The sequence below is a fragment of the Metasolibacillus sp. FSL H7-0170 genome, from assembly GCF_038593115.1.
Classification (GTDB): domain Bacteria; phylum Bacillota; class Bacilli; order Bacillales_A; family Planococcaceae; genus Metasolibacillus; species Metasolibacillus fluoroglycofenilyticus.
In genome coordinates this window covers 1,284,390-1,302,787 of sequence record NZ_CP151964.1, presented here as the reverse complement: position 1 = coordinate 1,302,787, position 18,398 = coordinate 1,284,390, and the positions used below count along the sequence as shown (strand labels likewise).

The 18,398-nt window shown below is 39.4% G+C and carries 15 protein-coding genes; all 15 read left to right on the top strand.

Annotated features, from left to right (window positions below):
- The first annotated feature begins 78 nt into the window (after positions 1-78).
- The 15 genes from MHH70_RS06205 to MHH70_RS06135 all read left to right on the top strand — a co-directional run bounded on the left by MHH70_RS06205 (position 79) and on the right by MHH70_RS06135 (position 18,309).
- Positions 79-1,746 (top strand): ribonuclease J, encoded by a 1,668-nt coding sequence (locus MHH70_RS06205; RefSeq protein WP_107942306.1) that lies wholly within the window; start codon positions 79-81, stop codon positions 1,744-1,746.
- Between the two features lie 95 nt (positions 1,747-1,841).
- Entirely contained in the window at positions 1,842-4,067 is a 2,226-nt protein-coding gene (locus MHH70_RS06200; protein WP_342472833.1) for a DNA translocase FtsK, read from the top strand.
- A 180-nt stretch (positions 4,068-4,247) separates the two neighbouring features.
- The gene (locus MHH70_RS06195; RefSeq protein WP_066170326.1) at positions 4,248-4,976 is read left to right on the top strand and encodes a GntR family transcriptional regulator; all 729 of its coding nucleotides are present in this window, start codon (positions 4,248-4,250) and stop codon (positions 4,974-4,976) included.
- A gap of 54 nt (positions 4,977-5,030) precedes the next feature.
- Entirely contained in the window at positions 5,031-6,128 is a 1,098-nt protein-coding gene (locus MHH70_RS06190; RefSeq protein ID WP_342472832.1) for a BMP family protein, read from the top strand.
- A gap of 477 nt (positions 6,129-6,605) precedes the next feature.
- Positions 6,606-8,144: an ABC transporter ATP-binding protein gene (locus MHH70_RS06185; RefSeq protein WP_342472831.1), complete on the top strand. Its 1,539-nt coding sequence runs from the start codon at positions 6,606-6,608 to the stop codon at positions 8,142-8,144.
- 1 nt (position 8,145) lies between these two features.
- Entirely contained in the window at positions 8,146-9,192 is a 1,047-nt protein-coding gene (locus MHH70_RS06180; RefSeq protein ID WP_066170197.1) for an ABC transporter permease, read from the top strand.
- A 1-nt stretch (position 9,193) separates the two neighbouring features.
- Positions 9,194-10,156 (top strand): ABC transporter permease, encoded by a 963-nt coding sequence (locus MHH70_RS06175; protein ID WP_107942308.1) that lies wholly within the window; start codon positions 9,194-9,196, stop codon positions 10,154-10,156.
- Between the two features lie 272 nt (positions 10,157-10,428).
- Positions 10,429-11,709, top strand: coding sequence for a pitrilysin family protein (locus tag MHH70_RS06170; protein ID WP_066170209.1), 1,281 nt, complete (start codon positions 10,429-10,431; stop codon positions 11,707-11,709).
- On the top strand, positions 11,696-12,997 hold the full coding sequence (locus MHH70_RS06165) for a pitrilysin family protein (RefSeq protein ID WP_066170211.1): 1,302 nt from the start codon (positions 11,696-11,698) through the stop codon (positions 12,995-12,997). The genes MHH70_RS06170 and MHH70_RS06165 overlap by 14 nt, the downstream gene beginning before the upstream one ends.
- Positions 12,994-13,716, top strand: a complete 723-nt coding sequence (locus tag MHH70_RS06160; protein WP_066170213.1) for an SDR family oxidoreductase — start codon at positions 12,994-12,996, stop codon at positions 13,714-13,716. The genes MHH70_RS06165 and MHH70_RS06160 overlap by 4 nt, the downstream gene beginning before the upstream one ends.
- Positions 13,717-13,772: 56 nt before the next feature.
- A complete protein-coding gene (locus MHH70_RS06155) occupies positions 13,773-14,030 on the top strand; it encodes a DUF3243 domain-containing protein (RefSeq protein WP_066170215.1) in 258 nt (85 codons plus the stop codon).
- A gap of 702 nt (positions 14,031-14,732) precedes the next feature.
- Entirely contained in the window at positions 14,733-15,518 is a 786-nt protein-coding gene (locus MHH70_RS06150) for a DUF3388 domain-containing protein (protein WP_066170218.1), read from the top strand.
- Positions 15,519-15,535: 17 nt separating this feature from the next.
- Positions 15,536-16,414, top strand: coding sequence for a helix-turn-helix domain-containing protein (locus MHH70_RS06145; RefSeq protein ID WP_342472830.1), 879 nt, complete (start codon positions 15,536-15,538; stop codon positions 16,412-16,414).
- Between the two features lie 59 nt (positions 16,415-16,473).
- A complete protein-coding gene (pgsA, locus tag MHH70_RS06140) occupies positions 16,474-17,052 on the top strand; it encodes a CDP-diacylglycerol--glycerol-3-phosphate 3-phosphatidyltransferase (protein ID WP_066170224.1) in 579 nt (192 codons plus the stop codon).
- Positions 17,053-17,067: 15 nt separating this feature from the next.
- Positions 17,068-18,309, top strand: a complete 1,242-nt coding sequence (locus MHH70_RS06135) for a competence/damage-inducible protein A (RefSeq protein WP_342472829.1) — start codon at positions 17,068-17,070, stop codon at positions 18,307-18,309.
- The last annotated feature ends 89 nt before the right edge of the window (positions 18,310-18,398 follow it).

The window sequence follows — 18,398 nt, the reverse complement described above, 5'->3', positions numbered from 1 at the left end:
ATTTGTGCTAAAAGAAAACTACACGTATAATGATGGATAAGTGGTTGCTGTTCGGGATAATTTTTAGGAGGAAATCAAGTGACGAAAGTAAAAAATGAAGTAATCCGTATCATCCCTCTAGGTGGGGTTAGTGAAATCGGAAAATCAATGTATGTAATAGAAATTGACGAGGAGCTATTTGTTGTCGACAGTGGGCTTATGTTCCCAGAAGATGAGATGCTCGGGATTGATATCGTCATACCGGATATTACGTATTTAGAAGAAAATAAAGAGCGTGTAAAAGGGATATTTTTAACGCACGGACATGAGGATGCAATCGGTTCAATTGCCTACGTATTGAATAAAATAAAAGCACCCGTATATGGCTCGAAACTAACAGTTGCGCTTGCAAAAGAGCATTTAAAAGAGATGCCTGCACCGCATCCAGTGAAATTTTTTGAAGTGACAAATAAAAGTCGTATGAATTTCAATTCGACGTATGTAACATTTTTCCATACAACACATAGTATCCCCGATTCGCTAGGGATTGTGTTCCATACGTCAGAAGGCGCGATTGTGCATACAGGAGAATTCAAATTTGACCAAGCGGCACAGGGCAAATTTAGACCTGATATAGCAACGATGGCCAAGCTTGGTGAAGAAGGGGTATTTATTTTATTATCTGAATCAACTGAGGCGGAGCGTCCAGGCTATACGACAAGTGAGGCAGTTGTTAGTGAGCAGCTAGCCAAAACATTCCATTCAGCACAGGGACGAATTTTAGTAGCGGTATATGCTTCAAACTTTATTCGTGTGCAACAAGTATTTACACAGGCACAAAGCTCTTTCCGTAAAGTTGCGATTGTCGGTAAATCACTAGAAAAAGTAGTAGAGTTAGGAACATCGCTTGGCTATTTAGATATTGATGAAGATACGCTAATTCCAGTAAGTGATATTCATAAATATGAAGATGATGAAATTATTATTATCGCAACAGGTAACCAAGGCGAACCACTTGAAGCTCTTGATAAAATTGTGCGTAAGCATCATCGTGATATTAAAATTAAACAAACAGATACTGTGTTAATTACATTTACGCCATCTCCAGGAATGGAAGTGCAAATGTATAAAACGATGAACCAGCTTGCAAAAGCTGGGGCTAAGGTGCTATCAGCAGATAAAAAGGTTCATGTTTCTGGACATGGTAGCCAAGAAGATTTGAAATTAATGTTAAATCTGATGCAACCAAAGTATTTTGTGCCAATTCAAGGGGAATACCGCATGTTAATTGCCCATTCCAAATTAGCACAGTCTTTAGGGATGCAAAAATCACAAATTTTTATTGCGGATAAAGGCGATATTGTAGAATATAAAAACGGTAAAATGCGCATGAGTGGTCGTGTTCAGGCAGGCAATGTATTAATCGACGGTATTGGTGTAGGCGATGTTGGTAATATCGTCTTGCGCGATCGCAAACTGCTATCACAGGATGGGATTTTTATTGTTGTTGTTACGCTAAACCGAGCACAAAAGAAAATTGCATCGGGCCCTGAAATATTGTCGCGCGGATTTGTTTATGTACGGGAATCAGAGGAGTTAATGGTCGAAGCATCTGATATTGCACGTGAGGTTATTGAAAAATACGTGAATAAGGATACGTTTGAATGGACAAATATTAAACAAGAAATACGTGATACACTTAATCAATATTTATTCCAAAAAACGAAGCGTCGCCCAATGATTATCCCAATTATTATGGAATATTAAGCGATAAAGGGGGAGCGTCTGAAAAGCGTGCGAGGCACTGCTGTTCAGACGCTTCGTTTGCGTTTTATTAAACTCGTAAGAAAGGAACAGGTGTAATGGCGAACAAAGGAAAGAAAAAACAATTGAAGGCAAATAAAAAAGAATGGCATCCACTTACCTATGAAATTGTTGGTATTTTATGTATTGCTTATGCAATTATTATTTATTTTGAATATGGTATAGTTGGACGCTTTACACAATCAATTGCTTTATTTTTATTTGGCAATTTGCATTTCGTCATCCCGTTTTTACTCGTTTTAGTAGCATCAATGATGATGGTAAGACGACGTGGTGTGACGATGAAAAACCGTGTTGTCATTGGTGTTTTTCTTATGATATGTAGTCTTACTGTGTTTAGCCATAGCCTGCTTTTTGAGGAATTGCATAAGGCGAACGCACTACTATCCAATTCAGTGTTACGTGAAACTTGGCGCCTTTTAATTGAAATGGATGGCGTTGCTAATAGAGGCCAAGCGCTTGGTGGTGGTATAGTGGGCGCATTGCTTTTTAGTGTACTACATGTTTTATTTGACTCGACTGGGGCAAAGGTAGCAGCATGGGTTCTACTATTTATAGGCATCATATTAGTAACAGGCAAAGCGCTTGTTCCGATTATGATGGAAAAAACGCCTGCGCTGAAAAGAAAGCTTACACGCCCAAAAAAAGAGAAAAAACGCCGTTCGCCCAAATCCGTAACTTCCGAAACGGAGATGCTTGCAACAGAGGAAACGATTGTGCATGAAGAGCCAATTATTTCAGCCTTTACGCAGCCGCAAATTCGCGAAGAAGAGTCGGAAGTGATTGAAATCGAAATTGAAGAAATACTGGAAGAGCCTGTGCAAATGAATGAATCGGAAAGTCCGTACACATTACCATCAACTCTATTGCTACAATTACCGCCCGCGCATGATCAAAGTGGAGAGTATAGCATTATTCAAGCAAACGCTAAAAAACTAGAGCAAACATTGCTAAGTTTTGGGGTAAAGGCAAAGGTGGTTCAAGTGCATTTAGGACCTGCTGTAACAAAATATGAGGTGCTTCCAGATGTAGGAGTAAAGGTAAGTAAAATAGTTAGCTTGCAAGATGACTTGGCATTAGCGCTAGCTGCGAAGGATATTCGTTTAGAGGCGCCAATTCCAGGGAAATCTGCTATCGGAATTGAAGTACCTAATAATGAAGTTGCAATTGTAACATTAAGAGAAGTAATTGAAGTGCCTGAAAACAAGGCATCGAGTAAATTATTGATTAGCTTTGGTCGCGATGTCACAGGACAAGCAATGCTGGCGGAGCTTAATAAAATGCCACATTTACTCGTTGCTGGCTCAACAGGCAGTGGTAAAAGTGTATGTATTAATGGGATAATTATTTCTATTTTACTACGAGCGGCGCCACATGAAGTACGAATGATGATGATTGATCCGAAAATGGTTGAGCTAACAGTATACAATGGTATTCCGCATTTACTTGCACCTGTTGTAACAGATCCACGTAAAGCCGCGCAAGCATTGCAAAAAATTGTTTCTGAAATGGAACGGCGCTATGACCTCTTTTCACATACAGGAACGCGCAACATTGAAGGATATAATGAGCATATTGAGCAGCACAATGCACAAAATATGGAGCAACAAGCTAAATTACCATATATCGTTGTCATTGTAGATGAGCTTGCAGATTTAATGATGGTTGCCTCAAATGAGGTTGAGGATGCGATAACGCGTTTAGCGCAAATGGCACGTGCAGCAGGTATTCATTTAATCATCGCAACACAGCGTCCATCCGTAGATGTTATTACAGGAATTATTAAAGCCAATATTCCATCGCGCATTGCCTTTGCTGTATCCTCTGCTGTTGATTCACGCACAATTTTAGATATGGGTGGCGCAGAAAGATTGCTTGGACGCGGTGATATGCTATTTTTACCAGCGGGAGCCTCCAAACCTGTACGTGTACAAGGAGCCTTTGTATCGGATAAGGAAGTAGAAGCAGTTGTTGATTTTGTTATACAGCAGCAAAAAGCACAATATGAGGAGTCAATGATTCCAACTGAAGTGCCGCAAACAGATATTGCTGAGGAAACGGATGATTTATACGATGAAGCTGTAATGCTTGTGGTTGAGCAGCAAAGTGCCTCGGTATCAATGTTACAACGTCGTTTTCGTATAGGCTATGCAAGAGCTGCACGCATTGTTGATCAAATGGAAATGCGTGGGGTTGTTGGGCCGCCTGATGGTAGTCGACCACGCCAAGTATTGCTAGCAAAATCTAGCATTTCAAGCGAATAGTGATAACAGACTTTTCAGAATGTTATTTCTTCGTTCAAAAATTAATATAAATTTTATGATTCAGTAACACTTTTTAAATAAATGTATTTGCAACAGCAAGTAAAAATGTTATATTGAAAACTAATTAGTAGGAATGTTGTACATCAGATGTCTGATCTCTTTGTTGGTGGTGGTGAAAAAGTGACAATTAAAACAGATCACCGTCATCTATACTTACAAGTGATTGATCGCTTAAAATCAGATATAGAGAAGGGGATTTATCAAGAAAATGAAAAATTACCCTCTGAATTTGAGTTATCCAAATCACTTGGAGTAAGTCGTGCCACTTTACGCGAGGCGCTACGATTGTTGGAGGAAGAAAACGTTATCATCCGTCGACACGGTGTGGGGACATTCATCAACCCTAAGCCAGTATTTACTTCGGGAATTGAACAATTGTCGAGTATTTCATCAATGATTGAGCAAGCAGGAATGACACCGGGCACGATTTTTATAAAAGCGACAGAAGAAAAATCGACTGAGGATGATATAAAGCGTTTTCAAACCGACATTGATGACAATGTGATCACGATTGAACGTGTAAGAACAGCGGATGGGGAGCCGGTTGTTTATTGTATTGATAAAGTACCAGCTAACTATTTACCGCAGCAATTTGTTAATAATCAGGATGTATCTCTTTTTTCAGCACTTGAAAAATCAGGTGCTATCCATGTCAACTATGCGATCACATACATCGATCCTATAGGTTTTCATGAGGAGGTTTCGCCTATTTTAGACTGCGGTCCTGAAACGGCGTTACTCGTCTTGAAGCAACTTCATTACGATGATAATGATCGGGTAGTTTTATATTCTAAAAATTATTTTAGAGCTGATAAATTCAGCTTCCATGTAGTACGAAAAAGGGTGTAGAACAAATTTTATTTCCTGCTAATGACTAAAAAACCTTTCTAGGAGGATTCACTAATGAAAAAACGTAAATTTGGTTTATTAATCTCATCAGTTGTAGCTACAGGTGCAATTTTAGGTGCATGTGGTACAGATGAGGACAAAAATGACAACGCATCAACAAACGAAGGCTCAAACGATAATGGTACTGAAACTTCAACAGGCGGCATTTCAGTAGCGATGGTAACAGACGTAGGTGGCGTTGATGATAAATCATTCAACCAATCTGCTTGGGAAGGTATCCAACAATTTGGTAACGAAAATGGTTTAACAAAAGGCGATGGTGGTTTTGATTACTTACAATCGGCTTCAGATGCTGACTATAACACGAACTTAAACAGCTTATTACGTCGTGATTTCGACTTAGTATTTGGTGTAGGTTTCTTAATGCAAGATGCAGTTCTTGAAATTGCTAACCAACAAAAAGATGCACAATTAGCAATTATCGATGCAGTAGTAGATGCACCAAACGTAGTATCGGTATTATTTAAAGAGCAAGAAGGTGCTTTCCTTGCTGGTGTAGCTGCAGCTGAAATGTCTCAAACAGGCAAAATCGGCTTTATCGGTGGACAATCAATTCCTGTAATCGAGCGCTTCCACGCAGGCTTCTTAGCAGGTGCAAAAGCTGCAAACCCTGATATCGTAATCGAAGAATATTATGCAGAAGCATTCGATAAAGCTGAATTAGGTAAAACGGCTGCTAACCGCATGTACTCTTCAGGTGTAGACATTATCTTCCACGCTGCTGGTGGTACAGGAAATGGCGTATTTACAGAAGCAAAAGAGCGTAAAGAAAAAGATGCTAATGCAAACGTATGGGTAATCGGTGTAGACGCTGACCAATATGCAGAAGGTCAAGTGGGCGACCATAATATTACATTAACATCTATGTTAAAAGGTGTAGCGCATGCAGTAGTAGATATTTCTAACCGTACACAAGACGGTAACTTCCCAGGTGGAGAAACAATTGTTTATGGCTTAGCTGAAGATGGTGTAGGTCTTGCTGATTCACGTGGTGCGATTACAGATGATGTTTTAGCATCAATTGAAGAATTCAAAGGGAAAATTGCTTCAGGTGAAATCGTAGTACCTGAACATCCAAATGATGTAAAATAATTCAGTTATAATTAATCATCATAGGAGTCTACAGATTCCTATGATGATTTTCTCACTGTAATGGAAGTTTTAACTTCTTTTAGTAGTCTTTATCCCGTATTAGCGGGCAGTAAGACGCCCACTTCGAGACTTGAGTGAAAATCGGCTTAAGGATATTGGGGGATGAGGAAACACGCCACTGATTGAAGTTTCACTTTATAAGTGGCAAGCTGAATGCATTTATTGTAATACATAAGGCTAATTCGTTTTGTGTTTTACTAAAGCTAGCAGGAGTTTAAGAGAAATAAATTGAATTACATTGTTTATTAGATGAAAGTTAATAGATGGGGCTGTCGAATCAATCCAAGTGTTAAAAAGACGGATACTTCGACAAAAGTGCGAACTGCTGTCGGGAAACGCAGGATACCCATCTGCTTTCCCGACAGCCCCATGTGTTAATTTTTCTAAATTTAAAATGTGCCTAAAGGAGTGAAACGCTTGGAATACGTGATCGAAATGCTTGGCATCCGAAAAGAATTCGGTGGCTTCGTAGCGAACAATAATATCACCCTCCAATTACAAAAAGGCGAGATTCATGCATTACTTGGTGAGAATGGTGCAGGTAAATCGACTTTAATGAACGTACTTTTTGGACTTTATCAGCCGGAAGCTGGCGAGATTAAAGTACGTGGAAAATCAGTTAAAATTACAGATCCAAATGTGGCGAACGATTTAGGAATTGGAATGGTTCACCAGCATTTTATGTTAGTTGAAAACTTTACTGTAACTGAAAATATTATATTAGGAAGTGAGCCTACAAAAGGCGGTATTGTCAATATTAAAGATGCAGCAAAGAACATTCAGGCACTTTCTGAAAAATATGGATTAGATGTTGATCCATATGCGAAAATTGAAGATATTTCTGTTGGGATGCAGCAACGTGTAGAAATCTTAAAAACATTGTATCGTGGTGCGGAAATTTTAATTTTCGATGAACCGACAGCTTCATTAACACCACAGGAAATTCATGAGCTAATCCAAATTATGAGACGCTTAATTTCAGAAGGAAAATCGATTATTTTAATTACGCATAAATTAAAAGAAATCATGGAAGTATCAGACCGCGTTACGGTTATACGTAAAGGTGAAGGAATTGGTACAGTTGTTACATCTGAAACAAATCCAGACCAATTGGCTGAATTAATGGTTGGTCGTCAAGTTGAGTTTAAAACGGAAAAAATTGCTGCCAACCCGACAGATGAGGTATTAAGTATACAAGATTTAGTTGTATTAGATTATCGCGGTATTGAAAAAGTTAAGCAGTTAAATTTATCTGTTCGTAAAGGTGAGATTGTTGGTATTGCAGGGATTGATGGAAATGGTCAGTCTGAGTTGATTGAAGCAATTACAGGTTTACGTAAAATTAAAAGCGGTAAAGTGGTTATGAATGGTCAAGATGTAACGAATAAAAAGCCACGAGAAATTACAGAAACTGGTTTGGGGCATATTCCGCAAGATCGTCATAAGCATGGATTAGTGCTTGATTTCACAGTAGGTCATAACATCGCTTTACAAACGTATTACACGGAGCCAATTTCAAAATTCGGCATTATTGATTATAAAAAAATTACGCAAAAGGCAAATCAAGTAATTGAAGAATTCGACGTTCGTACAGGTCATGGTGAGGCGACATTAGCACGTGCTTTATCAGGTGGTAACCAGCAAAAAGCTATTATCGGTCGTGAAGTTGACCGCGACCCAGAATTGCTTATTGCAGCATTGCCAACACGTGGCTTAGACGTAGGGGCCATCGAGTTTATTCATCGTCGTTTAATTGAGCAGCGCGATAAAGGCAAAGCTGTATTGCTTATTTCCTTTGAATTAGACGAGGTAATGAATGTATCTGACCGCATTGCTGTTATTTATGATGGACAAATTGTTGATACATTAAATGCTAATGAAACGACTGAGCAAGAGCTTGGCTTATTAATGGCTGGTCAGTCGAAAAGAAAAGCAACGATGAAAGGGGACGAATAATATGAGCAATCGCGCAATGAATATTCTCGTTCCTATAATTTCAGTTATTTTAGGACTAATCGTCGGTGCAATTGTAATGGTTGTCTCCGGCTATGATCCTGTTAAGGGATATACTGCGTTATGGAATGGTATTTTTGGAGATGCCTATACGATAGGTGAAACAATTCGGCAAATTACACCGTATTTATTAGCTGGATTAGCGGTTGCCTTCGCATTCCGTACAGGTTTATTTAATATCGGTGTTGAAGGTCAGTTAATTATGGGATGGACTGCAGCAGCTTATGTCGGCTATGCAGTGCAAGGTTTACCTAAAATTATTCATTTGCCGTTAGCACTACTTGCAGCAGCAGCAGCAGGAGCTTTTTGGGCATTTATTGCAGGTTACCTAAAAGCGCGCTTTAGTGTGCATGAAGTTATCGTAACGATTATGCTGAACTATACAGCACTTCATATTACGAATGCATTAATTAAATATTGGTCAGGTAGTGACCGTACAGAGCGTATTGCTGATTCAGCATCATTGCGTTCGCCTTGGTTAGAGGGCTTAACAGACTACTCGCGTTTACACTGGGGTATTATTGTTGCGTTAATCATGGTATTTGTCATGTGGTTCTTATTAGAGCGTACGACACGTGGCTTTGAGTTAAAGGCAGTTGGCTTTAACCAAAATGCGGCTGAATATGCAGGGATGAGTGTAAAGAAAAATGTTATTTTAGCAATGACAATTTCAGGCGTATTTGCAGGTTTAGGTGGAGCGATGGAGGCACTCGGTACATTTGGTTATGTATCGGTGAAAGGTGGCTTTACAGGTATCGGTTTTGATGGCATCGCGGTTGCATTACTTGGTGCAAATACACCACTTGGAGTAGTTTTCGGTGCTTCTTTATTCGGTTCGTTAAAATTCGGTGCATTAAATATGCCGAGTGCTGCAGGGATTCCTTTAGAAATCGTATCGATTATTATTGCATTAATTATTTTCTTCGTAGCTTCAGGCTATGTAATTCGCATTGCGTTAGAAAAATTCGGAAAGAAAAAGGAGGGCAAATAATATGAGCTTTTTAGACGTCTTATATTTTATCGTCCCTTCTGCTATATTTTACGCAGCACCTTTAATTTTAGCGGCTATTGGCGGCGTTTTCTCTGAGCGATCTGGTGTTGTTAATATCGGTATTGAAGGTATTATGGTTATCGGTGCTTTTGTAGGGATTGTTTTTAACTTATTTACTTACGAAACATTAGGTAATTTTACACCATGGGCAGCCCTTTTAATGGCGATGGTAGTCGGTGCGATTTTCTCGTTATTATTAGCGGTAGCAGCGATTTCATTCCGCGCTGACCAAACGGTAACTGGGGTAGCATTAAACTTACTTGGAATTGCGGTTGCATTATTCTCTGTAAAAATGATTTTTGAAGGAAGAGGACAAACAGATTTCATTTCAAAGCGTTTTGCTCGTTTTGATATACCAGTGTTATCAGACATTCCTTTTATAGGACGACTTTTATTCCATGATGTATATGGCACATCTATTTTAGCAATTGCAGTAGCCATATTTGCCTGGTTTGTTATTTTTAAAACACCATTTGGATTGCGTTTACGCGCAGTTGGTGAGCATCCAATGGCAGCCGACACAATGGGGATTAATGTAACAAAAATGCGCTACATTGCCGTAATGATTTCAGGTGGACTTGCTGGTATTGGCGGTGCGATTTATGCACAGACGATTACTAATGACTTTGGACATGCAACGATTAATGGACAAGGCTTCATGGCAATTGCCGCAATGATTTTCGGAAAATGGCATCCAATTGGTGCAATGGGCGCAGCGCTATTCTTCGGTTTAGCTCAGGCGTTATCTATTGCGGGTGGCTCGATTCCATATGTAAAAGAAATTCCACCAGTATTTTTAACGATTTTACCTTATGTGTTAACAATTTTAGCGCTGGCAGGATTTATCGGTAAAGCGAGTGCACCGAAAGCAAGCGGTCAACCATATATTAAAGGTAAGCGATGAGAGAGGCGTCAAAAAGCAGTGCTGAGGCACTGCTTTTTGGACGTTTCGAGTATGTTTCATGTAAAGTGCTAACTGTTTAAAAGAGGTGCCCAAAAGCAGTGCATTGCCTGCTTTGAAGACGCATTCGATGATGTTACATCAAATATTAGTCGAGGCGTAATTGATTTAGCATATTTTTCCCGCAATAATACCATACTAAATAATAAGTTTGTATCGCAGCAGTATAAGCGTGTTATAGTAGGAATAAAGCATTACTTTAGGGAGGGTTTTTTTTGTTTTCAACTACACAACTAGCGAAGGGCGTTTCGCTACATATTCGACAAACAACACAGTTCAAAACAGTGAATTTTTCAATAAAATGGCGTGCCGCATTAACGGAAAAAGATGCAGCTCACCGCACTGTATTAACGAATGTTTTGCAACATAGCAATGAGAAATTTACAACATCGGCAGCTTATCGTAGCTATTTGGATGATTTATTCGGTACGGTGCTCTATTTCGACACGTCAAAACGTGGTAATGAGCATACGGTGTTAATGAATGTTGAAACGGTAAACGACCAATATTTAGCAAAGAGCAATGTGTTAAATGAAGTGCTTGAGCTATTGCACACAGCTATTTTTAAGCCAAATCTCGAAAATGGTGCATTTGTAGCATCCATTGTAGAGCGTGAAAAAGATATGGTCATGCAACGTATTCATTCTGTTTTTGATGATAAAACACGCTATGCACAGCAAAGAATAACGCAAATTATGCGACCTAATCATGCCGCATCTATTTCTGCAAATGGAACGATTGAAACTGTTGCCGCGGTAACGCCACAATCCTTGATGGAAGCGTATACACATATGATTAATCACGATATGATTGATATTTATGTTGTAGGAGATGTAGATGAAAATGCGATAATTGAAAAACTACGTCAAATGCTACCATTTGCGAGTCGTGAGCATTACGAGAAAGAAATGCTCGTTCCAATCAACCAGCCGGGGGATAGCTATACGAAAGAGCAGCAGGAAATGAAGCAAGGTAAGCTGCATATTGGTTATAGCACACCTGTCCTATTCGGTGATGCAGATTTTCCAAAAATGCAGATTTTTAATGGTATTTTCGGCGGTTATGCACATTCGAAGCTATTTATGAATGTACGTGAGCGTGAAAGCCTTGCATACTATGCTTCAAGCTCTTATGCCTCTCATTATGGCTTGATTTTTGTCGTTTCAGGCATTGAACCAAGCAATGAGCAAAAGGCTATTGAAGTAATTGATGAGCAGCTAGTAGCCCTACAAAAAGGCGAAATAACGGATTTGGAATTGGCACAGACAAAAGCAATGCTCATTAACCAATTAAAAGAAGCATTAGATTCTGCACGTGGTCAAATTGAAATTTACGATCAGTACAAAAATTTAGCTACGGCATTTTCAGTAGAAGAATGGACTAAAAACTGGCAGCAAGTAACGAAGGAAGATGTGCAGCAAATGTCCTTAAAAGTAAAACGCGAGTCCATTTATTTCTTGTGTGGTAAGGAGGAGCAGAGAGATGCAAGCAATTGAATTTAAACAGTTAGATGAGACACTTTATTATAAGCAGCTCCATAATGGCTTAGATGTTTATATTTTGCCGAAAAAGGGCTTTTCAAAGGCTTTTGTGACGTTTACAACAAAATACGGCTCTATTGATCGCTCGTTCGTACCGATTGGTGAAACGGAGCCGATTATTGTGCCAGATGGTATTGCTCATTTTTTAGAGCATAAAATGTTTGAAAAAGAAGATGGTGATGTTTTTCAGAAGTTTAGCGAAGTAGGCGCACAGGCGAATGCCTTTACTTCGTTTACACGTACATCTTATTTGTTTTCTGCAACTGAGCATATCCATAAAAGCACTGAAACATTGCTTGATTTTGTGCAGGAGCCCTATTTTACAGAGGAAACGGTTAATAAAGAAAAAGGCATTATCGGTCAAGAAATTACGATGTACGATGATTTACCTGATTGGCGCCTATATTTCGGAACGATTGAAAATATGTATCATCAACACCCTGTGAAAATAGATATTGCCGGTACAATTGAATCGATTAACGATATTACAGCAGAGCATTTATACACTTGTTATAATACGTTTTACCATCCATCAAATATGCTGTTATTTGTCATTGGTGCTGTGGACCCGCAAGAAATGCTGGCGGTAATTGAAGAAAATCAAAGTCGCAAAACGTTCCCAGAACCGACACCTTTAACACGCATTTTCGAGGAGGAACCGACAACTGTGGCAGTGCAAGAGCGGGTACTTCAGATGGATGTGCAAAAGCCAAAAGTATATTTCGGCTTAAAAGCAAAGCAAACGGATTTGTCAGGTGAACAAATGCTAAAGCATGAGCTTGCTGTACAAATTGGTTTAGAATGCTTATTTGGCCGCGCCTCTGATTTTTATACAAAAATTTATGAGGAGGGCTTGATTGATGAAACTTATTCTTATGATTTCATGCTAGAAAAGGGCTATGGCTTTGCTTTAATTGGTTCAGATACGCCAAAGCATGAGGCGCTTGTTAATGTAATTAAAGAACGCCTCGCAGAAGCAGAGCAGCAAGTATTATTTACTACGACGGATGTCGAGCGCATTAAACGTAAAAAAATAGGCTTTTTCCTACGTGCGTTAAACTCTGTTGAATTTATTGCGAATCAATTTACACGCTATAAATTTAACGAGATGAATTTATTTGACGTTGTACCAATGCTTGAAACGATTACGGTAGAGGACATTGTCGAAGCCTTCAAAACAATTCAGGGTGAGGAGCAGCAAACCGTATTTAAAATTTTACCGATGAGCGAGCGCAAAGAATGAAAAAATACGCGTTAGTTTGCGGTGCCTCGGGTGAAATTGGTACAGCAATTTGCCAGCATCTAGCGCAGCAAGGCTGGTCGTTATACGTGCATTACGCCTCTAAACCAACGACGGAATTAGTGGGAAAATTATCAGCAGCCTTCCCGCAGCAGGAATTTTTTAGTGTACAGGCAGATTTTACTTGTCCAGAAGCTGCAAGCCGCTTAGCAAAACAAATATTTGCGCTACAGGCAATTGTTTTTGCGAATGGGCATGCGTCCTACGGCTTGCTTGAAGATATAGCAGCCACTGACATGCAGACATTATGGCAAGTTCATATGCAAACACCGATGCTAATTTTACAGCAACTTGCTGCAAAATTACGCACTCATTCTGTGAGCTATGTAATTTTTATCGGCTCAATTTGGGGTACGGCAGGTGCGGCAGGCGAAGTCGTTTATTCGGCTGTCAAAGGTGCACAACATAGCTTTGTCAAGGCATATGCACAGGAGGTAGCTTATAATGGTATTCGAGTAAATGCGCTTGCTCCAGGCTTTATCGCGACAAAAATGAATAGTCATATCGATGAATTAGAGCGTAAGCAAATTATTAGTGAAATACCATTGCAGCAACTTGGCACAGTAGAAGATGTTGCGCGTCTCTGTGCTTTTTATGTCAGCGGGCAAGCCGATTATGTAACAGGTCAAATTATACATTTGAATGGCGGCTGGTATATCTGACTGTATAATAAAATGCTCCTTTGCAAATACTAATTGTGCAAAGGAGGCGAAAATGAATGAGTATTTTAGAAAACTGGCAGCAATGGACATCATTTTTAGGCGCTCAAGTGGACGATGCAAAGGACAGCGGTATGCCAAATAAAATAATTGAAAAAGCTGCTGTACAAATTGGCAATTACTTAGCGGAAAATGTAGATCCGAAAAACGAGCAAGAGCGTGTTCTTTCGGATTTATGGTCAGTAGCAGAATCCGATGAAAAAAAGGCGTTAGCTAGCTGTCTCATTAAGCTCGTACAAAATAACAGAGTGCAATAAGGCGAAATTTGGGGTTGTCTGAAAAGCATGCATATGCACCGCTTTTCAGATAACTTTTCTTGTTTTTTTAGATAGCCTTTATTTGTTGATTTTCCTATATTTAACTTAACGCGGTGAATTATTTTTGTACCGAAAGCAAGGCGCTAGGTACAGAACTTTCCCATCTCAATAGTTGGCGAAATTAACTATACATTAGACCTATTTCAGCGAGTGTTTAATCACTTCGTTGATAATGAGGGACTCAGTTTAAGAACCTCGTATCCTGCGATAACGACTGAGTGACCAACGTCTATGTTAGCCATACTTGCGTTGGATGTCACAGGGCGTGAGGATTTTAACTTAACTTCCACTAAACAGTTGGAAAAATCTGGACGTAATTACACCTCTACGTAATTGATTTTACATAAAGATTTACTTCTACGGTAATGCCAAATAAATTGTCATTATCCTCGTCGCAGGAAACATTGCTACTGCGGTAGTCACAATGAATTGTCACTGTCCCCCGTCGTAAAAATTATTATTATTCATCGCAAAAATAGTGCTCCTGCGATTAATTGTCGTAGAAAATAATGCTGAATTAAAATAAAAAAGTGAAATATAGAAAGAAAAGCATAGTTTCTAACTTTTCATACGTTGTAAAATCAGCTATGATGGAACTTATAGAGTAATTTTACGTTTCTATAATGAAAGGGACGGATTTTGATGAGCGAATGGTATTTTGAATATGAAATTCAAGTGAATCGCCCGGGTTTATTAGGCGATATTTCATCTTTGCTTGGCATGTTGCGCGTGAATATTGTAGCGATTAATGGCGTGGCGCAAGAACGACGAGGAATGCTACTGGAATCTGCCAATGACGAAGCGATTCAGCGCTTTAAATCCATTGTGACGACAATGGAAAATATTAATGTTACGAGATTCCGTTTACCAAAATTGCGTGACCGCTTAGCGATGCGCCATGGGCAATATATTACTCGAGGCGGAGATGAAAAAAATACTTTCCAATTTGTGCGTGATGAGCTTGGAATTTTAGTTGATTTTATGGCTGAGCTGTTTAAGCAGGATGGTCATAAATTAATCGGTATTCGGGGTATGCCACGTGTCGGTAAAACAGAATCTGTTGTTGCCGCAAGTGTTTGTGCAAATAAAAAATGGATTTTCATTTCATCGACAATGATTAAGCAAACAATTCGCAATTCCCTTATCGGCGATGAGTTTGGCGGTAATAATATATTTATTTTAGATGGCGTTGTGACACGAAAGTCGACGGATGAAAGACATCAGCAGCTTGTGCGTGAAATGATGAGTATGCCGACGATAAAAGTAATTGAGCACCCGGATATTTTCGTTCAGCATTCACAATATACGATTGAAGATTTCGATTATATCATTGAGCTCCGAACTCACCCAGATGAAGAAATCACATATGAAATTATTGAGAAAAACGATATGATGTCAAGCAATGATTTCGGAGGATTTAATTTTTAGTAAAGTAGGTGTTATTGTTGACAGAATTAGGAGCTCGCTTAAAAGAAGCGAGATTAGCTAAAGGACTTAGCTTAGATGATTTACAAGAAGTAACGAAAATTCAAAAGCGCTATTTAGTTGGTATAGAAGAGGGCAACTATTCAATTATGCCGGGCTCATTTTATGTGCGGGCATTTATTAAACAATATGCAGAGGCAGTAGGGCTTGATCCTGAAGAAGTACTTGCGGATTATAAACAGGATATTCCCGGTGTACAGCAGGAGGAAGTTGTACAAGCCTATACGCAAAATACGAGACGACGTAAAATAGCATCGAGCTCATCAAACAGGGTGCTTGAAATGATGCCAATGTTAATTGCGGCCCTATTCATTGTCGTTATTATCGTAGTGAGCTGGTTCTTATTCCAACAAAAGGCGAACAACTCTTTACCGCCTGAAAATGAGAATCCAAATGCAGTACAAATGGATAATAATCAGGGCGTTACTGGCAATAAAGAGCAGGACGACATAGACAATGAAGAACAAGCTGAAGAGCAACAGCAGGAAGAACAGGAAGAAGAGCCTGCTAATGAAGCAAAGCAAGTTGTTACACAAACAGCCATTAATGGTGAAGATGTACTATTTGAAGTGACTGGTACAACAGAATTAAAAATTCGCACGGAAATTGTTGAACAACGTAGTTGGGTAGCATTTCGAAATACACAGGGTATAGACCATTTGGGAAAAGAGTATTCTCAAGGTGAATCTGTAGAGTATGATGCAACAGAGGATGGTTATGTAAGAATTCGCTTAGGACGTAATGCCTTTGTTGAAGTTTATGTCAATGATGAGCTTGTTACATCGACATCTGATTTAACAACACAAAACTACATTATTCAATTAGCTCAACAACAATAAACAAAGTAGCCATGTCGATGTATATGGCTTCTTTGTTTTAAAATGAAAGGTGCTTAATCATGAATATTCCAAATAAGATTACAATTTCACGTATTTGTTTAATCCCCTTCTTTATGATTATCGTAATGTTTGACTTCGGATGGGGAAATATGAAGCTTTTTGGTGCTGAAATGCCTATTCATCATTTTGTTGGGGCGCTGATTTTTATTTTTGCCTCAGCAACAGATTGGGTGGATGGCTATTATGCGAGAAAGTATAATCTAGTTACAAATTTCGGGAAATTTTTAGACCCTTTAGCAGATAAGTTGCTCGTGTCAGCAGCGCTTATTTTGCTTGTAGAGCTACAGCTAGCGCCTGCATGGATTGTCATTATTATTATTAGCCGTGAATTTGCAGTTACAGGCTTGCGTTTAATTTTAGCAGGAGAAGGGGAAGTCGTTGCAGCAAACCAACTAGGAAAAATTAAAACATGGGCACAGATTGTGGCGATTTCAGCATTGCTTCTGCACAATACGATTTTCACACTTATAGGCATCCCATTCGATACGCTTGCGCTTTATGTTGCATTATTTTTTACAATTTGGTCTGGTTGGGATTATTTCTACTTAAACCGCCGCGTACTACTAGATTCAAAATAAAGAGAGGTTATCCCTATGAATGCAGAAATTATTGCAGTTGGCTCAGAGCTCTTACTTGGGCAAATTGCCAATACGAATGCAAAATTTATTTCGAGCCAGCTATCTGAATTAGGTGTCAATGTTTATTATCATACAGTAGTTGGTGACAATGCTGCTAGACTTGAAGAAGTAATTGCAGTTGCTGAGAAACGTGCGAATATTATTGTTTTTTCGGGTGGCTTAGGTCCGACAAAGGATGATTTAACAAAGGAAACGATTGCGCGTCAATTAGGTGTGGAGTTAGCATTTGATGAAACTGCACTAACGTATATTGAAGCGTTTTTTGAGCGCTTAGGACGCCCGATGACAGACAACAATAAGAAGCAAGCGCTTGTATTAGCTGGAAGCGATGTCTTGGCAAATCATCACGGGATGGCACCCGGTATGATTTTTGAGCGCAATGATAAAATATATATTTTACTACCCGGCCCACCAAAGGAGCTAGAGCCGATGTTCCAGTTTGAAGCAAAGCCAAAGCTTGCGGCTCGCTTAACAGACGGAGCGATTATCCTTTCGCATGTCATGCGCTTTTACGGTATCGGTGAGGCGGAGTTAGAAGTAGCGGTGCAACATATTTTAGACAATCAAACAAATCCAACTGTCGCACCATTAGCCTCTGATGGAGAAGTAACATTACGCATTACGGCAAAGGCTGACAATGAGCAGGAGGCACGCAGGCTTATTGAAGCAAAAGCAGCAGAAATTCAAGCGATTGTTGGTCAGTTCCAATATGGTATAAATGATGATTCACTTGCTTCGAAAACAGTGGAGGCATTGCTTGCTAATAATTTAACAATTGCTGCGGCTGAAAGCTTAACCGCTGGGTTATTTCAAGCTGAATTAGCTGAAATTCCAGGTGTAAGTGGAACTTTAGCAGGCGGGGTTGTAACATATAATGAGCATACAAAAACGGAGCAGCTCGGTATTGCTCCTGAGCTATTCGCCGAATACGGTGTGGTAAGTAGCGAATGTGCGGCAGCAATGGCAGAAAGCGTGCGGGCAAAATTCGGAACAAATATTGGTGTAGGCTTAACAGGTGCTGCTGGTCCTGATGGTCATGGTAAACAGCCTGCGGGCACCGTTTGGATAGGCATTAGTATGGAAGGGCGAGATGTGCAAACATACAAGCTTCAGCTTTCAGGTATGCGCAACACAAATCGTCTAAGAGCAGTTAAATTCACATGTAGTTATTTATTACGCCTACTTAATGAAAAATAATAGCGAAAAATAAAATTTGGGCGTATTTTAATGCCCAAATTTTTATTTTCAAACAAAATCGAAAATACGTTCGCTTTTTTATTGCTATT

Bases quoted from the DNA above. Each gene is read 5' to 3' on its own strand.
- MHH70_RS06200 (WP_342472833.1), top strand. From the start codon at position 1,842: ATGGCGAACAAAGGAAAGAAAAAACAATTGAAGGCAAATAAAAAAGAA.
- MHH70_RS06190 (WP_342472832.1), top strand. From the start codon at position 5,031: ATGAAAAAACGTAAATTTGGTTTATTAATCTCATCAGTTGTAGCTACA.
- MHH70_RS06180 (WP_066170197.1), top strand. From the start codon at position 8,146: ATGAGCAATCGCGCAATGAATATTCTCGTTCCTATAATTTCAGTTATT.
- MHH70_RS06175 (WP_107942308.1), top strand. From the start codon at position 9,194: ATGAGCTTTTTAGACGTCTTATATTTTATCGTCCCTTCTGCTATATTT.
- MHH70_RS06165 (WP_066170211.1), top strand. From the start codon at position 11,696: ATGCAAGCAATTGAATTTAAACAGTTAGATGAGACACTTTATTATAAG.
- MHH70_RS06160 (WP_066170213.1), top strand. From the start codon at position 12,994: ATGAAAAAATACGCGTTAGTTTGCGGTGCCTCGGGTGAAATTGGTACA.
- MHH70_RS06155 (WP_066170215.1), top strand. From the start codon at position 13,773: ATGAGTATTTTAGAAAACTGGCAGCAATGGACATCATTTTTAGGCGCT.
- MHH70_RS06150 (WP_066170218.1), top strand. From the start codon at position 14,733: ATGAGCGAATGGTATTTTGAATATGAAATTCAAGTGAATCGCCCGGGT.
- pgsA (WP_066170224.1), top strand. From the start codon at position 16,474: ATGAATATTCCAAATAAGATTACAATTTCACGTATTTGTTTAATCCCC.
- MHH70_RS06135 (WP_342472829.1), top strand. From the start codon at position 17,068: ATGAATGCAGAAATTATTGCAGTTGGCTCAGAGCTCTTACTTGGGCAA.